Annotated in this window: 22 protein-coding genes and 1 pseudogene; 11 read left to right on the forward strand and 12 right to left on the reverse strand. The window is 51.2% G+C overall.

Features of this window, described 5'->3' with window-relative positions; all coding sequences use genetic code 11:
- The first annotated feature begins 324 nt into the window (after window positions 1–324).
- Window positions 325–1203, forward strand: coding sequence for a protease HtpX (htpX, locus tag ACQKDS_RS07305; RefSeq protein ID WP_399668675.1), 879 nt, complete (start codon window positions 325–327; stop codon window positions 1201–1203).
- Window positions 1204–1277: 74 nt separating this feature from the next.
- Here the strand turns inward: htpX and ACQKDS_RS07310 are convergent, their stop codons facing one another.
- Window positions 1278–2672: an MFS transporter gene (locus ACQKDS_RS07310; protein WP_399668672.1), complete on the reverse strand. Its 1395-nt coding sequence runs from the start codon at window positions 2670–2672 to the stop codon at window positions 1278–1280.
- A gap of 210 nt (window positions 2673–2882) precedes the next feature.
- Between ACQKDS_RS07310 and kdgR the strand changes: the two genes are divergently transcribed.
- Window positions 2883–3674, forward strand: a complete 792-nt coding sequence (kdgR, locus tag ACQKDS_RS07315) for a DNA-binding transcriptional regulator KdgR (protein ID WP_399668669.1) — start codon at window positions 2883–2885, stop codon at window positions 3672–3674.
- Between the two features lie 143 nt (window positions 3675–3817).
- On the opposite strand, the gene ACQKDS_RS07320 is transcribed toward kdgR, so the two are convergent.
- The 3 genes from ACQKDS_RS07320 to ACQKDS_RS07330 form a co-directional block, all read right to left on the reverse strand.
- Window positions 3818–5209 carry an L-cystine transporter gene (locus tag ACQKDS_RS07320; protein ID WP_399668666.1) on the reverse strand — a complete coding sequence of 464 codons (1392 nt, stop codon included), beginning with the start codon at window positions 5207–5209 and terminating at the stop codon, window positions 3818–3820.
- Window positions 5210–5392: 183 nt separating this feature from the next.
- On the reverse strand, window positions 5393–5941 hold the full coding sequence (locus ACQKDS_RS07325; RefSeq protein WP_399668663.1) for a metal-dependent hydrolase: 549 nt from the start codon (window positions 5939–5941) through the stop codon (window positions 5393–5395).
- Between the two features lie 152 nt (window positions 5942–6093).
- Window positions 6094–6375, reverse strand: coding sequence for a hypothetical protein (locus tag ACQKDS_RS07330; protein WP_399668660.1), 282 nt, complete (start codon window positions 6373–6375; stop codon window positions 6094–6096).
- Between the two features lie 57 nt (window positions 6376–6432).
- Between ACQKDS_RS07330 and ACQKDS_RS07335 the strand changes: the two genes are divergently transcribed.
- Window positions 6433–6594: a hypothetical protein gene (locus ACQKDS_RS07335; protein WP_399668657.1), complete on the forward strand. Its 162-nt coding sequence runs from the start codon at window positions 6433–6435 to the stop codon at window positions 6592–6594.
- A 111-nt stretch (window positions 6595–6705) separates the two neighbouring features.
- Here ACQKDS_RS07335 and hxpB read toward each other — a convergent pair whose 3' ends face one another.
- Entirely contained in the window at window positions 6706–7371 is a 666-nt protein-coding gene (gene hxpB, locus ACQKDS_RS07340; protein WP_399668654.1) for a hexitol phosphatase HxpB, read from the reverse strand.
- Between the two features lie 57 nt (window positions 7372–7428).
- On the reverse strand, window positions 7429–8706 hold the full coding sequence (locus ACQKDS_RS07345; RefSeq protein WP_399668651.1) for an HdeD family acid-resistance protein: 1278 nt from the start codon (window positions 8704–8706) through the stop codon (window positions 7429–7431).
- A gap of 196 nt (window positions 8707–8902) precedes the next feature.
- On the opposite strand from ACQKDS_RS07345, the gene ACQKDS_RS07350 reads away from it, so the two are divergent.
- Window positions 8903–9463: a YniB family protein gene (locus ACQKDS_RS07350; protein WP_399668648.1), complete on the forward strand. Its 561-nt coding sequence runs from the start codon at window positions 8903–8905 to the stop codon at window positions 9461–9463.
- Window positions 9464–9655: 192 nt separating this feature from the next.
- On the opposite strand, the pseudogene ACQKDS_RS07355 reads toward ACQKDS_RS07350, so the two are convergent.
- The 6 genes and pseudogenes from ACQKDS_RS07355 to ghoS all read right to left on the reverse strand — a co-directional run bounded on the left by ACQKDS_RS07355 (window position 9656) and on the right by ghoS (window position 14724).
- Window positions 9656–10521 (reverse strand): annotated as a pseudogene (locus ACQKDS_RS07355) (fructosamine kinase family protein).
- Window positions 10522–10725: 204 nt separating this feature from the next.
- Window positions 10726–11586 (reverse strand): metal ABC transporter permease, encoded by an 861-nt coding sequence (locus ACQKDS_RS07360; RefSeq protein WP_399668646.1) that lies wholly within the window; start codon window positions 11584–11586, stop codon window positions 10726–10728.
- On the reverse strand, window positions 11586–12452 hold the full coding sequence (locus ACQKDS_RS07365) for a metal ABC transporter permease (protein WP_399668644.1): 867 nt from the start codon (window positions 12450–12452) through the stop codon (window positions 11586–11588). The genes ACQKDS_RS07360 and ACQKDS_RS07365 overlap by 1 nt, the downstream gene beginning before the upstream one ends.
- The gene (locus ACQKDS_RS07370; RefSeq protein ID WP_399668641.1) at window positions 12452–13342 is read right to left on the reverse strand and encodes a manganese/iron ABC transporter ATP-binding protein; all 891 of its coding nucleotides are present in this window, start codon (window positions 13340–13342) and stop codon (window positions 12452–12454) included. The genes ACQKDS_RS07365 and ACQKDS_RS07370 overlap by 1 nt, the downstream gene beginning before the upstream one ends.
- A complete protein-coding gene (locus ACQKDS_RS07375; protein ID WP_399668638.1) occupies window positions 13339–14277 on the reverse strand; it encodes a metal ABC transporter substrate-binding protein in 939 nt (312 codons plus the stop codon). The genes ACQKDS_RS07370 and ACQKDS_RS07375 overlap by 4 nt, the downstream gene beginning before the upstream one ends.
- 147 nt (window positions 14278–14424) lie before the next feature.
- The gene (gene ghoS, locus ACQKDS_RS07380) at window positions 14425–14724 is read right to left on the reverse strand and encodes a type V toxin-antitoxin system endoribonuclease antitoxin GhoS (protein WP_399668636.1); all 300 of its coding nucleotides are present in this window, start codon (window positions 14722–14724) and stop codon (window positions 14425–14427) included.
- Window positions 14725–14833: 109 nt separating this feature from the next.
- Between ghoS and ACQKDS_RS07385 the strand changes: the two genes are divergently transcribed.
- The 7 genes from ACQKDS_RS07385 to ACQKDS_RS07415 all read left to right on the forward strand — a co-directional run bounded on the left by ACQKDS_RS07385 (window position 14834) and on the right by ACQKDS_RS07415 (window position 23057).
- Window positions 14834–15499 (forward strand): transglycosylase SLT domain-containing protein, encoded by a 666-nt coding sequence (locus ACQKDS_RS07385; protein ID WP_399668633.1) that lies wholly within the window; start codon window positions 14834–14836, stop codon window positions 15497–15499.
- Between the two features lie 337 nt (window positions 15500–15836).
- Window positions 15837–16562, forward strand: a complete 726-nt coding sequence (locus ACQKDS_RS07390) for a gluconate 2-dehydrogenase subunit 3 family protein (protein ID WP_399668630.1) — start codon at window positions 15837–15839, stop codon at window positions 16560–16562.
- Between the two features lie 2 nt (window positions 16563–16564).
- Entirely contained in the window at window positions 16565–18349 is a 1785-nt protein-coding gene (locus tag ACQKDS_RS07395) for a GMC family oxidoreductase (protein WP_399668627.1), read from the forward strand.
- A 12-nt stretch (window positions 18350–18361) separates the two neighbouring features.
- Window positions 18362–19699: a c-type cytochrome gene (locus ACQKDS_RS07400; protein ID WP_399668625.1), complete on the forward strand. Its 1338-nt coding sequence runs from the start codon at window positions 18362–18364 to the stop codon at window positions 19697–19699.
- Window positions 19700–20446: 747 nt separating this feature from the next.
- Entirely contained in the window at window positions 20447–21058 is a 612-nt protein-coding gene (locus ACQKDS_RS07405; RefSeq protein ID WP_399668719.1) for a phage tail protein I, read from the forward strand.
- Complete coding sequence (locus tag ACQKDS_RS07410) at window positions 21055–22434, forward strand: phage tail protein (protein WP_399668622.1); 1380 nt, start codon at window positions 21055–21057, stop codon at window positions 22432–22434. The genes ACQKDS_RS07405 and ACQKDS_RS07410 overlap by 4 nt, the downstream gene beginning before the upstream one ends.
- Window positions 22434–23057, forward strand: a complete 624-nt coding sequence (locus ACQKDS_RS07415) for a tail fiber assembly protein (protein WP_399668619.1) — start codon at window positions 22434–22436, stop codon at window positions 23055–23057. The genes ACQKDS_RS07410 and ACQKDS_RS07415 overlap by 1 nt, the downstream gene beginning before the upstream one ends.
- Window positions 23058–23448: the final 391 nt, after the last annotated feature.

Here is a 23448-nt window from a genome sequence, read left to right on the forward strand (position 1 = left end):
ATGTCAGATTGCTATGCGCCTGTTAGGGCGCGGCTGGTAACAGAGCCTTATAGGCGCATATGAAAAACCTCCGGCTATGCCGGAGGATATTTATTTGTGGCATCGAGAAGCGAACTGCCCAGTATGGTCGTCTGCCTCTTCCTTAAAACGCCATTTCCAGCAATTGATTTCAATTTGTAAAAATTATGCAGGGCGCCGTTTTTGTAAAGTTTCGTATTTTTAGTGGGTTAATGGCCTACAACGCTTGAAACTGTGACGGATGCCCATACGATCTAGGTATCAAAAGCTGTATTTTGTTAACATTTATGAGGAAGTAAACAATTTATGATGCGTATAGCGCTGTTCCTGCTCACCAACCTGGCGGTGATGTTGGTTTTCGGACTGGTACTCAGCCTGACAGGAATCCAATCCAGTAGCGTTCAGGGCCTAATGATTATGGCCGGTCTGTTCGGCTTCGGCGGGGCGTTTGTGTCTCTGCTGATGTCCAAGTGGATGGCGCTGCGCTCTGTTGGCGGGGAAGTGATTGAACAACCGCGCAATGAAACCGAGAATTGGTTGTTAGAAACCGTGCGTCGTCAGTCGCAGCAGGCGGGTATTGCCATGCCACAAGTGGCTATCTATCATGCGCCGGATATCAACGCTTTTGCCACCGGTGCCCGTCGTGATGCCTCATTGGTTGCCGTTAGTACCGGCCTGTTGCAAAGCATGAGTCGTGATGAAGCCGAGGCGGTTATCGCGCATGAAATCAGCCATGTTGCTAACGGTGATATGGTGACCATGACGTTGATTCAGGGCATTGTGAACACCTTTGTTATCTTTATCTCTCGCCTGATCGCTCAGGTTGCCGCTGGTTTTATGAGCAACCGTGATGGGGAAGGTGAAGGTAATGGTAATCCAATGATTTATTTTGCGGTATCAATGGTGCTGGAATTGGTCTTCGGCATTTTGGCGAGCATCATTACTATGTGGTTCTCGCGTCACCGCGAGTTTTACGCCGACGCCGGTTCCGCTAAATTGGTGGGGCGTGAGAAAATGATTGCTGCGCTGCAACGATTGAAAACCAGCCATGAACCGCAGGAAGCGGGTAGCATGATGGCATTTTGCATCAATGGTAAATCAAAATCCTTCAGTGAGTTGTTCATGTCGCATCCGCCATTGGACAAACGTATTGAAGCACTGCGTTCTGGCCAATACATCAAGTAAAGCGCCATGATGAAAAACCCTGGCATGCCAGGGTTTTTTTGTGCCGGTGAATAGGCAACGAACATTTTTGCGTGTTATTTCTCGGTGGATGATTCAGCAGCGCTGGCGCGTGGTTGGCTGATGCGTAAACAGCTCACCACTGTGGCAACCGTGGCGAAAGCCCCTGCCAGTATCAGCGAGGCGTGAGTGCCATTAGTGGGGGATAGGTTAAACATCAACGCGACTAAAGCGGCACCGGTCGTTTGACCCAGTAGGCGTGCGGTGCCCAGCATGCCGCTGGCACCACCACTGCGATGACGCGGTGCAGCGGAAATAATGGTGTGGTTGTTGGGCGACTGGAAAAAACCGAAACCGGCACCGCACAGTAACATCCGCCACGTAATATCGAGGTTGCTTGGGTTATGTGGCAGCATGGCTAACAAGAATAATCCCAACGCGAATACCGCTAATCCAACCCCGCCCAATAATCCGGCGTGCACATGTTCGACCAAACGGCCGGCAATGGGGGCCATCACAATAATTGCCAATGGCCACGGCGTGAGCAGTAAGCCGGTCGTGACTTCATCACGCCCTAATGTACCTTGCAAAAAGAATGGCAGTGAAACCATGGCTAGCATCTGTGCGGAAAACGAAAAAATTGAAGTCCCCATGGATAAGGCAAAGATCGGAATACGCAACAGATCTACCGGCAGAAGCGGCGATTCCTGACGTAGTTGTCGGCGTACGAAGAAAAAACCAATCAACAATAACGCGGCTATCTCGCCAGCGATCAAGCCCAGACGTTGCTGTTGTGCCAAACCGCTAATGGCGGTAATCAATAAACCAAAGGTCAAGGCATTCATCACTGCGCTTGGCGCATCAAAACGCTGCTGACGACGCGGCTGATTATTATCCGGCAGGTAGCGCATACCTAACAGCAATGCGACGATGCCAATGGGCACATTAATAGCAAATAACCATTGCCACGAAGCGATAGATAAGATCGCTGCTGCTACCGTAGGACCAGCCGCCGATGAAAATGCGACAATCAATGAATTAATGCCGATACCACGCCCGAGAAAACGCTGCGGATAGATAATACGGATCAGCGCGGTATTAACGCTCATAATGGCCGCAGCGCCAAAACCTTGCAGGACGCGCGCAATCGTCAGCGTAGTTAAGGAATCGGATAGCGCGCAAAACAGCGATGTAATGCTAAACAGCAGTAATCCAGCCTGATAGATACGCCGATAGCCAATTAAATCCCCTAACGAGGCCAGTGAAAGCAAGGAAATGGTGATCGCTAACTGGTAGGAGTTGACGATCCAAATTGAACTGGCCGGGCTGGCGTTGAGATCGCGGGCGATTGTGGGCAGCGCCACGTTGGCGATTGCGCCATCAAGCACAGAAACGGTGATCCCAAGCGCAATGGCGAGGATCGCACCGTAGCGCTGTGGAACGGGTAACCCGTCAGAAAATGAACGCGTCATAGTTGGAAACGGAGCAATAAAATGAATAGAGGGAATAGGGTCATGCTAACAGTTTCACCGTTGATTGCATCCGGCATTTAGCCGGCAATTGTAAGAGTCGGTGTGCAAAGGATGCTATCGCCTATCCATTGCGTCATGTTGAACGCTCCGCATATACTGAAACCTTTGTTCAAATTTATTAAAACAACAAATACTGAGTAGGTATTGATCATGGCTAATGCAGATCTAGATAAACAACCGGATTCGGTTTCATCGGTGCTAAAAGTGTTCGGTATCTTGCAAGCGCTGGGCGAGGAGCGTGAGATCGGCATTACTGAGCTTGCTCAGCGGGTAATGATGTCGAAAAGCACCGTCTACCGCTTCTTGCAAACCATGAAGTCACTGGGTTATGTGTCCCAAGAAGAAGAATCGGAAAAATACGCACTTACCCTTAAGCTGTTTGAGTTAGGCGCTAAGTCGCTGCAAAACGTTGATTTGATCCGCAGTGCAGACATTCAGATGCGTGAACTGTCGAGCCATACGCGTGAAACCATTCACTTAGGGGCGCTGGACGAAGACAGTATTGTTTACATTCACAAAATTGATTCTTCGTATAATTTGCGTATGTATTCACGCATCGGCCGCCGTAATCCGCTGCACAGCACCGCTATCGGTAAAGTGCTGCTAGCATGGCGCGACCGTTCTGAAGTTAACGATATTCTGTCTCAGGTGGCGTTTACCCGTAGTACGCCGCACACGTTAACCAGTGCAGCAGAATTGTTACCGGTATTGGATAAAGTCCGTGAGCAAGGTTTTGCTGAGGATATTGAAGAACAAGAAGAGGGCTTGCGCTGCATTGCGGTGCCGGTATTTGATCGCTTTGGCGTGGTCATCGCCGGTCTAAGCATTTCATTCCCGACGATTCGCTTCTCGCAGGAGGCCAAATCCGAATATGTACGACAGTTGCATAAAGCTGCACGTATTATTTCGCAACAGCAAGGTTATCACGACTATCCGTTTTAAGCATGAGCCGCGTGCAGTAATCGTTTTTATGTCAGGTATGTGGGGGAAACGCGCATAGGTCAATGAGGCACATAATGTGAAATGCCGCTCAGGATTAACTGAGCGGCATTCGCCTTGGTGTTGCTGTTTTGACGGCGCCGGGATTACTGGTGAGCCAGTTCCACTTCGTCTTCACTGTCCATAATGGATTTGTCCGTCTGCCGCATCAATTGACTAGTGACGGTACCCGCGGTCATGGAGCCGCTAACATTTAACGCGGTACGCCCCATATCGATTAGCGGCTCAACGGAAATCAACAGCGCAACTAGCGTCACCGGCAACCCTAAGGCTGGCAGTACAATCAAGGCAGCGAAAGTGGCGCCACCGCCCACACCGGCTACCCCTGCGGAACTGATGGTCACAATACCCACCAGGGCGGCAATCCATATTGGATCGAGCGGATTGATCCCGACGGTAGGTGCAACCATGACGGCCAACATCGCAGGGTACAAGCCAGCACAGCCGTTTTGACCAATGGTGGCCCCGAATGACGCGGAGAAACTGGCAATCGATTCTGGCACGCCCAGACGTCGGGTTTGCGCCTCGACATTTAATGGAATACTGGCAGCGCTGGAGCGGCTAGTAAAGGCGAAGGTGATGACCGGCCAAACTTTGCGGAAAAATTTCATCGGATTCACACCGGTCAACGTCAACAGAACGGCATGAACCGCAAACATGATGGCTAAACCGAGGTACGAAGCGACAACGAAGCTGCCTAGCTTGATGATGTCATGAATATTAGAGCCGGCGACCACTTTGGTCATCAACGCCATAACGCCATAAGGCGTCAGTTTCATCACTAGACGAACCAGCTTCATTACCCAGGTTTGCAGAGTATCGATCGCGGTCAGAACGCGCTGACCTTTAGCCTGATCGTCTTTGAGCAATTGCAGCGCGGCGACGCCCAGGAAAGCAGCGAAGATGACCACGCTGATGATCGAGGTAGGATTGGCTCCGGTCAGATCGGCGAACGGATTCTTCGGCACGAAGGAGAGTACCAACTGTGGTACCGTCAGATCGGCTACTTTCCCCGCGTAGTCACTCTCAATTGCCGACAAGCGCGCGCTTTCCAAGCTGCCTTGTACCAACCCTTCCGCGGTTAAACCAAACAGATTAGTAACGAATACCCCGACCAGTGCTGCAATCAGCGTGGTGAATAACAGGGTGCCGATGGTCAGGAAGCTGATTTTACCCAACGATGAGGCGTTATGTAGCTTGGCGACGGCGCTCAAAATGGAGACGAAAACCAGCGGCATCACGATCATTTGCAGCAGTTGCACATAACCGCTTCCGACAATGTTGAACCAACTGATGGAGTCTTTCAGTACTGGGTTATTAGCGCCGTAGATCAGTTGTAGCGCCAGGCCAAATACCACGCCTGCGACTAAACCGACTAATACTTTTTTCGCCAAACTCCACTGCTTATGGCGTGTTTGCGCCAATAGCAAAAGGAGGGCGACAAAAACCAGCACGTTGATAACGAGCGGTAGATTCATCCCGGTGTCTCCAATATCTTTTATTATCGTTTAAAATGGCTACGCACTAATGTATAGCGATGTAAATATCGTAACAGTTTGATGAGCCGCGCCCTTATATCCAAATTGAATGTGATATAACTTTTTGTGTTATTTTGATGATATATTAAGCGTTTTGCGTGCTGGTTAACCAGATAAGTGTGATCACGGTCTACTATTTTTTAACTGCTCAAAATAAGACTGCACAGGAATAGTGCAATCGCCTTGCCAATAGATAGCGAAAGCGACCAAACAAAGGCAAAGGACACGTTCAAGCTGATTGCCCTTTTGTGAATTAAGTAACGGCAAACGAAAGCGCCAACGGCAGGGCCACAATAACGGCACACCTGCGGGCGTGAGCATATCGGCCAGCAAATGACTGAAGTAACCAATAATCATGGCGTGTAAGACATCACCTGGTATTGGCCAACTGCGTGGTACATCGAGCTGAAACAACATCATGCCGCCGGCGATCGCCAATAGGCTATGGGTAAAGCCACGGTGACCAAAGGCGCGAGCGATAGGGATAGCCAACCAACGAAAACGTTGCCCTAGTACCGATTTGGGGTGGTCAATATCCGGCAAGAGTGAGGTCAGTAGAGCGCCAGGAATGATATGCCACCAGTCACCATTGGCGAGCACCGGCGTGACTTCTGCTTTCTTGGCAAAAATCGCGCAAGCGACAGAAAAAATAAGATGTCCTTCCGCAGTCATGCTGGTTGCTATTCCAATTGATAAGCTGGTAATTTATCCAGTATATGGTTTTTTCTCCAGTAATGAAATAGTGACGCTGTAACTAATTGTATTATTTGGTCGGTTTTACAATGGGTTGGGTTATTTTTGTCCCGTGTTGCATGCGCAGATTATCAACAGCAAACAACAGAAGCGCTATTCAGAGCTCTTGAGGTTGATGATGTTGCGCCCTCACAGAGCGTTTGCGTTGAAGTTTCTGCCAGCGTGATTTTTTTGTTTGGATACGAGCTATGTGCCGGAGCGCTGTTGTAATAAAACTTCGTGGGTTTGGCCGGGTTAACGCTGCTGAATTCAATCCTTTTAGCACCTTTGCCCACGTACAACACTTCTTCATGGCCAATTTCATCCGTATGCTCATCCACCACGATAAAGCCAAGGTTATCAATATTGCTCATCCCCAGTTCGCACCGCGTCAGAAAGTGACTCACACCGAGTTGTTTGGCGTGGTTGCAGTGAATACTTTGACAGATATTCACCTCAAGGCCTCGCTGTTGACGGTTGAGGAAGAAAGTACCGGGCAGTCAGCGACGCTGCGTGGCAGTGACAGCGACAATTGGCTACCCGGTATTTTCTATATTGGCGACTATAGGCGGATTGATATGCTTATTCAATAAAAATGAAATGGTGTTTTGTTTTAATTGCGATAGCGGTCTGATTTTTTGTTATGGTGCGTGTGTGCACTACCATAGCGGTAGTGCAAAAAGATAGCGGAGGGCAAACGGTGATTAGGCCAAATGCGCAGGTGTGAGTTGTTCAAGTGAAGTGAGCTTGTAATCGGCAAGGGACCAGCGTGGATCTTGGCTGAACGCATCGGCTGGTACCACAATCGAACGCATACGCGCGGCTTTGGTAGCGATCATGCCGTTGAAAGAGTCTTCAAGCGTGATACAGCGCAGTGGGTCGCTGCCCAGCCGCTCGGCAGCGATCAGGTAAACTTCCGGGTGGGGTTTGCTGTAGGGAAGGTGCTCGGCTGAAACCAAATGATCAAAATAGTCCTCTAAATCAAACATTTTAAGCACCTGTTGCTGCATGTGCAGCGGCGAGGCAGAGGCCAGACCGATGTTCAGATCCAAGCGACGGCATAGTTCTAGCGCTTGGTGAACGCCTGGTAGCAACGGGCGTTTCTGGTGCACTAATTCAATCGCACGTTCAATAATGCGTGCGGACACCGCCTCAAGCGACGGCCCTTGCCACGGCATGGCTTGATACCACAGATTAACCACCAGATCGATGCGCAGACCCAGCGTGTTTGGCAATGTGTGGCGTTCGGAAAGATCCAGACCGAGGGCACCGAATATGTCCATTTCAGCCTGTAACCACAGCGGTTCGGAATCAATTAACAAACCATCCATATCAAAAATTGCACTGTCAATGTGTCGCGAATAGGCCATTGGCGGTTTAACTCCTGCTGACGCGGATAAGTAATAAAGTGAGCGGCTAACGGGGAATTATTGCCGCCGTATCACCGTGTGTCGTAACTTGTTGTAGGGCAGACGGTGCATAACATTACGCAACTTCATCAGCCAGCGCTGCTCTTGGCGTTCGCTGACCTGCTTTAACATGCGGGCATAGTCCAACACTAAGCCAGGTGTCCACGTCATGCTTTCTCCCCGGCTGCGCAGCATTGCGAGAACCCACAGGTTAGGGTCAAGAACCAGCAATATAAAGCGCCGCCAAAGATGTTTGTCGCCTAAAACACCTTCCAGTGCGCTATCAAGCGCACAAATCACGGTAGTGGAGCAATTGCGCTGTGTCAGGTTATAAGTGGTATCTCGGCGATATTGTTGCCAAAAATCGCGGAGGGCGGCCGGATTATACCGGCGGAAATGAATTTTCTTATCCGGCAGGCACCAGTCTGCAACCTCGTGTTGCAGACTCGGTAGAAAGCGGCCAGCAGCGTTATTTTGCTCGCCAGCATGCAACATACGGCGGAAATCTTGTGTCGACCTATCGATGTCATTGAGCGGATAGTGACTGATGTAGAGATCTGGGGCTAACGCCAGTGCTGCGTGGCCAGTGGCGATGACGCCTGCACCGTCCACTGCCGCAATGTATCGATCAACAATATACCGTCGACGCGCATCCTTTACCGTGCCCAAGGGGGTCCAGACGTATACCGTCAACGGTTGAGTTTGATCGCCCATAGCGGGGGCGGCATGATGTTGATTAAGCGTAAAGCGTTCCAAACGTTGGGCGATGCGTAACAACGCCCAGCCGGAGAGTATCATCACCAAGCCGATACAAAATGGCACTGTCATCCGGTGCGATACTGGCCAGCCGATGAAGATCATGATTGACAGCAACACTTCGCCGCCACCGGCTAATGCGATGGGCTTCCAACGACTGTGTTGGATCACCGCTGATGATGCGATGCGCACAGCACCATCCAACAATAGTGCGCTGCCAAAAACGATGGCGGAAACAATATTCCCGTCGGCAGGGATATCGAACACCAGAAATGACAGGACTATGAAGCCAAATCCTTTCAGCAATACCGGGCGGCTGGCACTGCCACCAATGACCATAGCGGCGGAGATCGCGACCATACCTTCCAAGATTAGCATCACGGCCAGCGCGTCGAGGGCGAATACTGAGCGCCCATCTTCCAACACATCTATCAGCATCAAGACGCCAAATGCAACCCATAGCCAACCAATCAGCTGTAGGATTCGGCGTTGGCCCTGTAGCGCCTGAGTGCCGAGCAATAAGACGATCAGCCGAATCATGGTAATCCCTTCTGTTAGTTGCCAAGGTTGCACTATAACTATAATTCGAAAAAGTAGCACCGTTAGCCTGTACAGACGGCTCTGCTGTTGGGTGTGAATAGCAGCAGATTTAGCCCATGAAGAAAACGATGGGCGGATCTGGCTAACAACGGGTAGACTTAGCCCATTACGGTTACGTCGCTAATAAGGGGAACGCATGACGTATCAACAGGCAGGGCGAATTGCCATTATCAAGCGTATTTTGGGATGGGTTGTGTTTATTCCAGCATTAATGTCGACGCTGATTTCACTGTTAAATTTTATCTATCAACACACCGAAGTCACGAAAGGTATCAATGCCGTGATGATGGACTTTGTGCATGTCATGGTGGATATGGTGCGTTTTAATACGCCATTTCTCAACCTGTTCTGGTATAACTCGCCGATACCCAACGTTGACAAGAGTGTGTTTAGCGGCGGCAACCTGATGTTCATCATCATTTATTTTCTCATTTTCGTTGGATTGGCGCTTCAGGCATCGGGCGCACGGATGTCGCGCCAAGTAAGGTTCATTCGTGAACGATTGGAAGATCAAATGATCTTAGAACAAGCGAAGGGGGATGAGGGGCTTTCCCGCAACCAGTTAGAACAACGTATTACGCTGCCGCACCACACTATTTTCTTGCAGTATTTTCCGCTGTATATCTTGCCATTGGTGATTGCCGTAGTGGCCTACTTCGTGATTAAACTTTTGGGGCAAATTGCTGGCGTTGCGTGACGCACTCAGGCATGGCGATGTGTTGATGAATATGGGCCATGAGCTTGATGACGACGTCGCCTGATGGCCCAAGATACCCGTGCGTAGCGAGGGGCGCTCAGGTGGCTTACGCCACTCCGCCCCCAGCCACGCTTTCCCTAATAACTGGCTTTATCAGCAGCCTGCAGGGCTATGACTGGCCATTGTTTTTAGCTATTTTCCGGGTTGCAGCAGGGTGTCGATAGCCCGCTGTGCTGCCACCAGATGCTGGCCGCCAAACAAATTGCTGCGGTTAAGCAGATAATAAAGTTGGTAGAGCGGTTGGCGCTCGATAAAACCGTCAGGCAGCGGCGAGATGCTTTGATAGCCATCGTAAATTTGTGCCGGCAGCTCGGGGTACAGCGGCAACATGGCAAGATCGCATTCGCGATCGCCCCAATAACAGGCGGGATCGAACAACAAGGGGCCATCGGCGGCCATACCACAGTTGGCCGGCCAGAGATCGCCGTGTAACAGCGACGGCTGCGGCTGGTGGTGTTGCAAACGCAGGTAAACTTTATCCACCAGTTTATCGATATCGCGAAGTTCATGCCTTTTTCTGCCGCCAGTTGGAGCTGCCAGCCAATACGCTGTTCGGCAAAAAATTCAGCCCAGCGGCGTTGCCAAGCATTAGGTTGCGGGGTCGTGGAGAGATCGTTATCGAAATCAAGGCCAAACTGCAATTGCTCGCTCCATTGATGCAAGCCTGCCAATTGTTGCCCCAGACAGTAAGCGCCGTGTGCATCCAGCGGCTTGAGCGGTTGGTATTCCAGCAGCAAGAAGCTGTAATCGCGATCGCTGCCAACCCCGTACACTTCCGGTACGCGGACAGTTTTACTGCGCGCCAGCAAAGAGAGTTGATCGGCTTCAGCGGTGAAAATCGGCAGTAACTCGCGGGTATCACATTTGATAAACACCTCACGTTCACCATAGCGTACATGCCATGCCGGATGGATTTCTCCCCCCGGTAGCTCAGTCCTTTGACCCATTTCCGCGCTGCCAAGATGTTCAACTAACAAACGATTAACGGCTTGCCACATGGTATTCCCTCCTCTGTGTTGCCTGCTGACTCATTAGCGTAACGTCTTTGACCACCTGAAAACACGATGTTGCGCACAGCCGGGAGAGAACACCGGTATCTTTCACACAACCACATCTTGGTCAAAGTATATACGCTATTGATTAATTTACGCACTCGCGAGGGGGGCGTTATTGTTACTACGGACTCTGCGGCACAGACGTCATCAGTGCTCATCACTCAGCAGGTTATTTTCGGGGTGCCGCAATGGTTTTATCCGGCTGTATAGCAGAGCGACAACAAACAAAATGGCTTGGGTAATAACGATACATGGCCCGGTAGCGCCATCAATGTGGAAGCTAATCAGCGTACCAAGCACGCAAGAGAACACGGATACCGCCGTGGCAATCAGCAGCATACGGTCAAAACTGCGACATAGCATGAACGCGATAATCCCTGGGGAGATGAGCATGGCAATCACCAGAATCACCCCAACGGCCTGCAACGAGGCGACGATAGTCATTGCTAGCAGACAAAGAAGGCCGTAGTGCAATAGCTTCACCGGTAAGCCAATTACCCTTGCGTGGCTGGGATCAAAGCAGTACAGCATTAAATCCTTGCGTTTTAGCAGCACTATCGCCAGCGTAAAACCGGCAATCAACAGCATTTGCCGTAATTCAACGTGAGTAATACCGAGTATATTACCGAACAGAATGTGGCTTAGGTGTTGATCGGTATCCACGCGTGAGAAGAGCACCAGCCCAAAAGCAAACATGCCGGAAAAGACGATGCCCATGACCGTATCTTCTTTCACCCGGCTATTTTCTTTGAGATAACCGGTAGCAATCGCGCAAAATATGCCAGAAAGAAACGCGCCGATGGCCAAAGGGATGCCCAGCACAAACGCTAAGACAATCCCCGGCAAAACGGCGTGCGAAATGGCGTCGCCCATGAGCGACCAGCCTTTAAGTACCAGATAGCAAGACAATACTGCGCAGACCACGCCGGTGACGATGGCGGCAATCATCGCCCGTTGCATAAAAGGATAAGCGAACGGCTCACTGAAAAGTTGATATAGCATTTCCATCAGCGCTCCTCCTCAGCATATTCGGCACGCGCGCTCCGGCGCTTTGAAGCTAACAGACCATGCTTGGGCGCAAAGACAAACACCAACAGAAACACCACGGTTTGCAGTGTGACGATCACGCCACCGGTCGCGCCATCAAGAAAGAAGCTCAGATAAGCACCGATGCTACTGGTCATTGCACCAATAATAATGGCAATGATCACCAAGCGACTGAAACGGTCGGTCAGCAAATACGCCGTCGCGCCCGGCGTGATCACCATCGCGATCACCAAAATGGCGCCAACGGTTTGCAATGCGGCGACGGTACAGGCGCTAAGCAGAGTGAAAAACAGAATTTTTAGCCGTAGCGGTGATAGTCCAATTGATACCGCATGGTGTTCATCGAAGAATACCGCCAGCAGGTCTTTCCAAATGAGGCACAAGATAAGTAGCGAAATGCCAATAATGATCTCGACCTGTATCACATCCTTATCGGCGATGCCGAGGATATTGCCAAAGATGATCGATTGAACGTTAACCGATGTGGGATTCAGCGAAACGATCAATAGACCAACGGCAAAGAAGGTAGAGAAGATGAAACCGATAATGGCGTCTTCGCGTAATCGAGTGACGTGCCGTACCAACGTCATTGCTAAAGCGGCCAACATGCCGGTGAAGAACGCGCCAACGGCGTAGGGTAAGCCGAGAGCATAAGCGCCCGCGACACCCGGCACCACCGAATGCGACAGCGCATCCCCCATCAGCGACCAACCTTTCAGCATCAAATAGGCGGAGAGAAACGCGCAGGCGGCGCCGACAATGGCACTGACCCAAATGGCTTTCACCATGTAGTTGTAATGAAAGGGTTGCAACAAAAGATCCCACATCAGGGCTGTTTCTCCTTTTGTTGGCTTTGGGTAGGCGGATCGCTCTTGGTATGGCCGTAGAATACCGCCGGGCGCTCATCATCTGTCAGCACCGTTACGGTACGCGGATCGTTATCGTCATGCAGGTCCGCGCCAGAAAGATTGATGTGACGCAGTACGCCACCAAAGGCCAGCTCCAGATTGTGTTGGGTAAAGGTCGTTTCGGTTGGCCCTGCTGCCAGCACGGTACGATTGATCAAAATAACTCGATCGCAAAATTCTGGCACGCTGCCTAGATTATGCGTTGACACCAGGATTAGGTGGCCTTCATCGCGCAGCGCACGCAATAAATCGATAATCGCGTTCTCGGTTTTAACGTCAACACCGGTAAAAGGTTCATCCAATAACAACACGGTGCCTTGCTGCGCTAATGCGCGGGCCAGAAACACCCGTTTTTTCTGCCCGCCGGATAATTCACCGATCTGTCGTTGGCGTAATTCACTTAATCCAACGCGCGCTAATGCCTTGTCTACCCGTCGGCGATCGTCTTTTGACGGAATACGCAGGAAATTCATCTTGCCGTATCGGCCCATCATGACGACGTCTTCCACCAACACGGGGAAATTCCAATCGACGTCTTCAGTTTGTGGGACATAGGCAATCAGGTTTTTTTTCAGTGCATCCGCGATCGGTTTGTTATTCAACTGGACGCGTCCGGCGGTGGGGCGCACCAGCCCCATAATACTTTTGAAGAGTGTCGATTTCCCACTGCCGTTGACCCCAACCAGCGCACAGATAGCCCCGCCGTTAAGCGAGAAACTGGCATCGTAAATTGCGGTATGGCCATTGTTATAGGTGACGGTCACCTCGTCGACGCTTAATGTTGGCCGGGTGAATGCCAAAACGGTCATTGATTAAATCCTTTTGCGATGTTTTGCACCGTCACGTTAAGTAGATCAACGTAGGTTGGTACCGGGCCGTCTTGCGTGGAAAGCGAGTCGACATACAATACGCCACCGTATTGCGCGCCAGTTTCCTTTGCCACCTGTTTGGCGGGTTTGTCGGAGATGGTACTTTCACTGAACACCACAGGAATATGATTGGCGCGAACGGTATCGATCACATGACGAACTTGCTGCGGCGAGCCTTGCTCATCGGCATTAATGGGCCACAAATAGACCTCTTTGAGCTGATAATCTTTCGCCAGATAGCTGAATGCGCCCTCGCTGGTCGCTAGCCAGCGCTGTGCGGCAGGGATGCGGGCGAGCCTTTCACGCAAGGGTGCGTCAAGTGCGGCAATTTTTTCCGCATAGATTCTGGCATTACGGTTATAAACCGCCGCATTGGCGGGATCGTGCTTCACCAGTGCTTGGCGGATATTATCGATATATACCAAGGCATTGGTCGGCGACATCCAGGCGTGGGGATTGGGGTTACCGTTGTAGGGGCCTTCACGGATGGGCAGGGGCGTGATGCCCTCGGTGACAATGGCTGCGGGTACCTGTTTAAGGTTCTCAAAGAAGCGTTGAAACCAACGTTCCAGGTTCATGCCATTCCAGAGAATCAGGTCGGCATGCTGTGCTTTTACGATATCGCGCGGCGTCGGTTGATAATCATGGATTTCAGCGCCCGGTTTCGTGATAGATTCCACAATAGCGGCATCACCAGCGACGTTTTGGGCGATATCTTGAATAATGGTGAAGGTGGTTACCACACGCAGTTTTTTCTCTGCCAGTGCGCTATGACTGAGAAACAACCCCGTCAACAGCAGGCTCAGCAGTGCCAACGTGTTCTGCCAGCGAGCAGTGGCGTGAACAAGAGGAAAAACGTTCGGTTTCAACGGCATAATGACTCCCGATTAATTAAATGAAAATGATTATCAATATCATTTACAATGAAGTCAAGCATCAACGCTAACCGACTAGGTGTTATTTCTATGTTAAACAAATAATACCGTCCAGTGAGTTATCGTTTTTAATGTATCCGTATGTAACTAGCCGCCAGCGTGTAACTGTTTAACATACTGATCAAAGGTGGAGATCGTCACGTCTGGCGTTTTTCCTAATGCAACCTCTCCGAGCCCTTGCGCCAACTGATGTACATCGTGTTGATTTAGCATTGTTATTAATGCAAAGGTGTTACTTCCCAACTCATGTGAAATGCCTTCTTTGTCGGCCAACGTGGTTGTAAAACCTTCACGGGTGAGTTGACTGGTTAGCTTGGCTAAATCAGTTAATCCTGCTTCCTGATAATGAAACGTCACGACAAAACACGTGGTCGCTGATTGACTCATAAATCACCTCTTGGTATACGAATAGCATGAGAATAGACTAAAAAACTAATATAGGCGTCCTTACACGTTGTCTATGCTATGCAACTTATTGAAAGGATTGAGGGGTTCTGTGAAAACAAAAATTGGGTGCCTGATGGCAATCATGCTGTTGGCTGGTTGTGCTAACGATCCGAAAACGAGCGGCGATCGTTCTGGCACGCAGGCAAATAACGGGGGCTGGTTACAGCCGCCGCTGCAGACCTCCACTAACCGTACGGGGACGCCGGTCGCCTACAGCGATTACATTAGTAAGGCCGCCAGGCAGTATGGCGTTGATGAAACCTTGATAAAAGCGATTATTAAGGTGGAATCGGGCTTTAACCCCAGCGCGGTGAGCAAATCAAACGCCGTGGGTCTGATGCAATTAAAGGCTTCGACTGCCGGGCGCGATGCTTATCGTCTGAAAGGTAAAAAGGGGCAACCGAGCTCACGTGAGTTAAAGAATCCAGCGGTGAATATTGATCTGGGAACGGCCTATATCAATATTCTACAAAACCAGCAGTTAGCCGGTATTACCAACCCGAAAACCATGCACTACGCGACTATCGTGTCTTATGTCAATGGTGCCGGCGCTATGCTACGTACTTTCGCGTCAGACAAACGCGTAGCGGTGAATCGTATTAATCAGATGAGCCCGGACGAATTTTATCAACATATTCAGCAGAAGCATCCTGCACCGCAAGCGCCGCGTTATCTGTGGAAGGTAACGAACGCCTATCAGGCGTTGCAACAGTAATTTAGCAACGTAACAACGCGGTTGCAGGATGAGTATTTCGCTGAACAAGCGTTAGCACTTCTCAAGCGCGTTGACGTTCAGATACCGTTAACGACGGCTCATCACGCCTATTTGGTTCTTCCTCTCGTTATCCCCTCGAAAAACCGCACAAAAAGTTAACTTACCATTAACCCACAATTCTTTACGTGCATTCAATAAGTTACCGGTAACATTATTGACATTACTCACTTTTTAGCCATCAATTAATAAACAAAAAAGTTACAAAATATGTTTAAAGCCCGCATCAATCGCACTGTTGCGGTTAAATAGTTGTGATTATCTTTGGATGGAATGTGATATGTCGGACGATAAAACCAATAATTCAAGGCGCGATTTCTTACTGAAATCGATGACGTTAATTCCCGCTGCGGTCATTGGTGGCAGCAGTGTGGGCGCGTTGACCGCCCCCGCGCCAGCGATTGCTGCAAGCAGCACCCCAGAGCAGGAGGCGTATCAACCTACGTTCTTCACGCCAGAAGAGTGGGCCTTCATCAATGCCGCCGTGGCGCGGTTAATTCCGGCTGATGAACGTGGCCCTGGCGCGAGGGAGGCGGGCGTGCCGGAGTTTATCGATCGCCAGATGAACACGCCGTATGCCACCGGTTCAATCTGGTACATGCAAGGGCCGTTTAATCCAGACGTGCCGAAAGAAATGGGTTACCAATTGCCGTTAGTACCCAAGCAAATCTATAACCTTGGTATCGCAGACGCTGACGATTACAGCAAAAAACACTATGGCAAAGTATTTGCTCAATTAGATGGCGAACAGCAAGACGCGATGTTGAAGCACATGGAAGCGGGCGAAGCCGAATTTGAACAGGTGCCAGCCACGCTGTTCTTCTCCTATCTTCTGCAAAACACCCGTGAAGGTTTCTTTAGCGATCCGATCCATGGTGGCAACAAAGACATGGTCGGTTGGAAACTGATTAATTTTCCGGGCGCGCGCGCCGACTTTATGGACTGGGTTGAGCGAGGGGAGCGATATCCTTTCCCACCGGTGTCGATTCGTGGGGAGAGGGGATAATAATGGCAACGTTAATGAAGAAAAAGGACGTGGTGATCGTCGGGTTTGGTTGGGTCGGTGCCATCATGGCGAAAGAGTTGACCGAAGCCGGACTAAATGTTGTCGCGCTGGAACGCGGCCCGATGCGAGATACCTATCCAGATGGGTCCTATCCACAGGTTATTGACGAACTCACTTATAATATTCGGCGTAAATTGTTCCAAGATCTGTCGAAAAGCACCGTGACCATTCGTCATGACAGCAGTCAGACTGCGGTGCCCTATCGTCAGTTAGCGGCGTTCCTGCCGGGCACCGGGGTAGGCGGTGCCGGTTTGCACTGGTCAGGCGTACATTTCCGGGTCGATCCGATCGAACTGCGTATGCGCAGCCATTATGAAGAACGCTATGGCAAAAACTTTATCCCAAAAGACATGACTATCCAGGATTTCGGCGTGACCTACGACGAACTGGAACCTTACTTTGATAAGGCTGAAAAAGTATTTGGTACCTCCGGCACAGCCTGGACGATCAAAGGTCAGGTTGTTGGCGCCGATAAGGGAGGCAACCCGTTCGCCCCGGACCGTTCGGACGATTTCCCGTTACCCGCGCAGAAAAATACCTACTCTGCGCAACTGTTCCAGAAAGCGGCAAGCGAGGTCGGTTATCATCCGTATAACTTACCTTCCGCTAATACCTCAGACTCTTACACCAATCCGTATGGTGCGCAGATGGGGCCGTGTAATTTCTGCGGGTTCTGTAGTGGTTATGCGTGCTATATGTATTCCAAAGCTTCACCGAACGTTAACATCCTGCCCGCGTTGCGCAGGGAAAAACGTTTCGAGCTACGTACCAATGCCAATGTATTGAAAGTGAACCTGACTGCCGATAAAAAACGCGCTACTGGTGTGAATTATATTGATGCGCAAGGTCGTGAAGTGGAACAACCTGCGGACTTAGTGATTCTGGGCGCTTTCCAATTCCATAATGTGCATCTGATGCTGCTGTCTGGTATTGGCAAACCTTACGATCCCGTTACGGGGGAAGGTGTCGTTGGGCGTAACTTTGCTTACCAAAATATGACCACCATCAAAGCGTTCTTCGATAAAAACGTCCACACCAATCCCTTTATCGGTGCCGGTGGCAATGGCGTTGGCGTTGATGATTTCAATGCGGATAATTTTGATCACGCGAAAGAAGGGTTTGTCGGCGGCTCACCGTTCTGGGTTAACCAAGCAGGCACCAAGCCGATTTCGGGTTTACCCACTCCGGCCGGGACACCTGCTTGGGGCAGTGAGTGGAAAGCGGCAGTAGCCGATGCCTATACTCACCATGTGTCAATGGATGCCCACGGTGCGCACCAGTCTTACCGCAATAATTATTTGGATCTCGACCCGAATTACAAAAACGTGTTTGGTCAGCCGTTGCTGCGTATGACCTTTGACTGGCAGGACAATGACATCAAAATGGCACAATTCATGTTCAAGAAAATGGAACCGATTGCCAAAGCGATGAACCCAAAACATATCATCGGCAGTCCGAAACATGCCGATAGCCACTTTGATACCACCAGTTATCAGACTACCCACATGAACGGCGGCGCGGTGATGGGGGAAGATCCGACAACCAGCGCGGTAAACCGCTATCTGCAAAGTTGGGATGTGCACAATGTGTTCTCGATCGGTGCGTCTGCTTTTCCTCAAGGGCTGGGTTATAACCCGACCGGAACCGTTGCGGCGTTGGCGTACTGGTCTGCGCGTGCGATCCGCGAGAACTATCTGAAGAACCCAGGCCCATTGGTGCAGGCATAAGGACGGCAAGTAATGAAAGCAATTGTTCCTGCACTGGTCTTCAGTGCACTGAGTTTTTCTGTTCTTGCGCAAGATGCGACGGTGAGCAGCGAGTTGATCAAGCGCGGCGAGTATCTGGCGCGTGCCGGTGACTGCGTTGCGTGCCACACCAAGGGTAAAAGCGGTAAAGCGTTTGCTGGCGGGTTGGCGATGGAGACACCGATCGGCACAATTTACTCCACTAATATTACCCCGGACAAAAAAACCGGTATCGGTGATTATAGCTTCGAAGATTTTGATAATGCGGTGCGTAAAGGCGTAGCGAAGAACGGGAGCACGCTGTATCCGGCGATGCCGTATCCTTCGTTTGCGGTTATCAAAGAAGACGATATGCGCGCTATGTATGCTTATTTTATGCACGGCGTACAACCTGTTGAAGAAGCTAATCGTGAATCTGATATTCCGTGGCCGCTATCGATGCGTTGGCCGCTGAGTATTTGGCGGGGTGTTTTTGCACCGACGCCCGCTGATTTTTCTGCAAATACCAATACCGATCCGGTGATTGAGCGTGGTCGTTATTTGGTGGAGGGGTTAGGGCACTGCGGTGCTTGCCATACCCCACGTAGTATCACCATGCAGGAAAAAGCGCTCAGCGAGCAAGATGGTGATGATTACCTGTCTGGCAGCAATGCGCCAATCGACGGCTGGGTGGCATCGAGTTTGCGCGGCGAGAACAAAGATGGATTAGGAACCTGGAGCGAGGCGGATCTGACCGAGTTTTTGAAAACCGGTCGTAATGATAAGGCTATCGTGTTTGGCGGCATGAGCGACGTGGTTGAACACAGTTTGCAATACCTGACCGACGAAGATTTAACGGCCATCGCCCGTTACCTGAAAACCTTGCCGCCAAAAGGGGGCAAGCAACAGGCTGCCGTTCGTGAGGACAGCGTGGCGCAAGATCTGTGGCGTGGTAACGACAGCAAACCGGGTGCAGCGCTGTACGTGGATAACTGCGCCGCTTGTCACCGCACGGACGGTGTGGGCTATAAGCGAGCCTTCCCGGCGCTGAAAGGTAACCCGGTGGTACAAACGGATGATGCCACGTCGTTGATCCATATTGTGCTAACTGGCAGCACCACACCGGCAGTGCAAGGGGCGGTGTCTACTATCACCATGCCGCCGTTTGGCTGGCGTCTTAACGATCAACAGGTCGCAGATGTGGTCAACTTTATCCGCTCGAGCTGGGGTAACGACGCAAAAGCCATCAGCGCCTCTGATGTGGCGGATGTTCGTCACGATCGCGCCATCATCGCTGATGAAAAAGCGATGGGTAGTGCTCAAGTGCCTGAGTATCCCGATATGGCGAAGTAGTATTGCTTGAGCGTAAACCTGAGGCCTCGAAAGAGGCCTGAAATTGATGACAATACTGCCTTTGAACCCGAGATGCTCGGGCCTAGCGCACCTAGGGGCGCTCCGGCGGCAAGCCGCTACGACCCCTTCGCTACGCTTTCCCTTATAACAAACTTTGTCAGTAGCCTGAGGCCTCGAAAGAGGCCTTTTTTGTATCTATCCAATAGTAAATATTGTTAAAACAGAGGGGTAAATATGGCTTGGGAGCGCCTGGAAGGTTTTGGCGCCTCAGGTGTGAATGCTATTTTTAGCAAAATTTCCCTCTGTCATTTCTACTCATTGATGATGCTTAGCAACCCATCTTTCCCTGCGCAGATAAGTTGATTGTCATTGTTCCCATTTCTACCGCGTGCCTTGGTTTTTTATTGAGCACTGTAGGCGCCTTCTCGATCAGCAGTTCATCGTGAATATACGTCTGTGGCTTGTTCTGGCCTGGCCACAACCGTGCTCACAGAAATAGTGAATGTGCCCTCAACGACACTACGCAATTCATTTAACGCTTCATCTCGGGTGATTTAAATTGATTAAACCAATCATTAGGTAGCGCGGCGTTAATTACCGGTGCCATTGGAAGTTTTCCGCCGTCTGCTGGTTAAAACATTCGAGGTTTTTGGACATGCATAATTTCTTTTCACTGGATAAAAAATGGATTACCGATCGGGCAATGAGTCTGGCTGTAATGGCTGGTTATCACTGGCAGGGGGAGCGATGAGTAGCGACCGCCTGTTGCCGGTCGGTTCGTCTGCGCTTGAGGTGGCCGCCGCGCAAGCCTGCGCCGCACTGGCACAGGTACGGGTGCCAGTGCGTGAGTTGTGGAACCCGCAAACCTGCCCGGCAAATTTATTGCCCTATCTGGCGTGGGCGTTTTCGGTTGACCGCTGGGATGAAGCGTGGGCGGAAGAAACCAAGCGGAGCGTGGTGGCGAGTGCGCACTTTGTTCACCGGCATAAAGGCACCATTAGCGCATTACGCCGCGTGGTGGAGCCGCTTGGTTATCTGATTGAAGTCCGCGAGTGGTGGCAGCTAAATGAGACGCCCGGCACCTTTCGACTGGTCGTCGGCGTATTAGAAACCGGTATTACCGAGGAAATGTATCAGGAACTGGAGCGCATGATTTTTGATGCGAAACCCGCCAGCCGACACCTTACCGGGCTGGCGATTAGCCTGTCCAGTGGTGGTCACGGTTATGTTGGCGCGGCGACGTATAGCGGCGAAACCCTGACGGTATACCCGTATTTACCGGAAACCCTCACCGCAGGCGCAACGGAGTATTGCGGCGCAGCGGTGCATCTGATTGACAACCTGAGAGTAAACGCATGACAGCAAAATACTTTGCCATTCTGACTCATCAGGGTGCAGCGAAAATGGCGAATGCGACCGCACTCGGCACCAAGCTGAACCTGACACACCTTGCCGTTGGCGATGGCGGCGGAACACTGCCCACGCCCGATCCGGCGCAAACCGCATTGTTGGGAGAAACACGACGGGGAGCGATTAATCTGCTGACGATTGACCCGGCCAACGCCGGTCAGATTATCGCCGAGCAAATCATCCCTGAAAACGAGGGAGGGTGGTGGATACGTGAAGTCGGCCTCTTTGACAGTGACGGTGACTTGATTGCCATTGCCAACTGCCCGGAAACCTACAAGCCGCAATTGCAGGAGGGCAGCGGGCGAACACAGACTATCCGCATGGTGTTGATTGTATCCAGCACCGAGGCGGTGACGCTCAAGATTGACCCGGCTGTGGTGCTGGCAACGCGGGAATATGTGGACAGCAAAGACGATGCGGCGGCTAAAAAAGCGGCCAACTTATCTGATTTAACCAACAAGACTGACGCACGCGGCAATCTTGGACTGGGAACGGCGGCCACTAAAGACGTCGGGGTTGAAGCCGGTCAGGTGATGGCTGTGGGGGCCTTTGGATTGGGGGCGGGGTTTCGGCCTCGTGCTGACGCGTATTGTAATCAGGGGGAAATATTCCGCGTTAATAGCGCGTCAAAAAATGCGCCGGGTAGCGGGGTGTACGGTGTGTTAAGCCTGCCGTGTGACGGAGGTCCTTCTACTGGTTATATCGCAGTTTCAAACGGCGGTGCCGGTTTTTTGGGGCGCTCGGCTGCATCCGGGGGCGTGCAATGGAGCCGCGTTTACAGTACGGATAATCCCCCCGCAGCATCAGAGGTGGGGGCAATAACCCGCACGGATTCCCCGGTCGGTGTCCCGTTGCCGTGGCCGACGCAAAGTATCCCGGCAGGCTGGTTAAAGTGCAACGGGGCGGCATTTGATAAAGGCAGATACCCATTGCTTGCTCAGGCTTACCCCAGCGGCCGCCTGCCTGATTTACGCGGTGAGTTTATTCGTGGGTTTGACGATGGGCGCAGCGCTGACTCTGGGCGGACATTACTTTCTGCGCAAGCGGCAACGCTGCTCCGTACAGGCGCGATGGAGTATTACGGGGCTGATGGAACGGGAGACGATGGCGCGGTAGGGATGGGATTCGCTAACGAGGATGCGTTACAGACAACCATGCCGCACGGTGCAAAAACACCTACGGGGACGCTACAACCGGCGTCCGGGAAGCTGAACGATAACGCCATGATTGGTAAAACCAATACAAAATGGGTTGCCGAGGGGTCACGCTGGATAGCGCTACGCCCCCGCAACATTGCATTTAACTACATTGTGAGAGCAGCATAATGAACAATTACACAACTGAATTACCCACCGCAGTTCTAAACGGTAGTGGCTTGGCCGAGGTTGCCGGATGGCTGACGGTTTACAGCATTGAACCTGTGCAGCGTGAATATCAACAGGTTTCATTAGAGTATCTGCCGGAGGGCGTCGGCTTGCCTGCGCTGAGCTTTGCCGATAAACCGACACTGCCTGAAGCCGGTTTTGCGCTGGTGCGTCGTGAGGACGGCACCGCATGGGAAACACTGCCGGATTATCGCGGCCAGATGGCGTACAGCACGGCCACCGGCCAGCCGACGACGGTGACAATGATTGGTGAGTTAGCACCGCACAAGTTAACGCTGTCTGCCCCGCACACTTCATTTGATAAATGGAACGGCAAGCAATGGGTGACGGACACGGCCGCACAACAGGCGTCTGTTATCGCTGCCGCGCATGATGAACTGGCGCAGCGGCAACGCGTCGCGGGTGACAAAATTGCATTACTGGAAGATGCGGTCAACCTTGAGATGGCGACGAAGGCAGAAGCCGATGCATTGCTAGCGTGGAAAACTTACCGTGTTGAGTTGAGTCGCGTCAATATTGACACGGCACCAGATATTACATGGCCATCAGTGCCTGTTGCGTGATAATAAAAAATTGGGATTGGTGACAACGCTGCCTTGAACCCGCGATACGCGGGCCGAGTGTACTGCGGGGTGTACCGTCGGCAAGCCGCTACGATCTCTTCGCTACGCTTTCCCTTATAACAAACTTTGTCAGTAGCCTGAGGCCTCGAAAGAGGCCTTTTTGGTGCGCGTCAGGAGATAGGATGGGCATACGATGTTAACCAAATAATCTGCTGAGAAAGTGCCTGTTTAATGGGCGATAACGCTTACAGACTGGACAATCGTCTGCATAAATATAGACCGCAACCGCATTTTTAATTATCCTTTGCCGTCTTCTTATTTCCTGATAATTAAAAATTTAATTAATTCAATACGTTATTTGTCAATTGACTCGAAGAAGGATATTCCGTCA

Origin of the sequence: Serratia sp. NPDC078593, from assembly GCF_050268245.1 — a bacterium.
Taxonomy (GTDB): domain Bacteria; phylum Pseudomonadota; class Gammaproteobacteria; order Enterobacterales; family Enterobacteriaceae; genus JBNNGK01.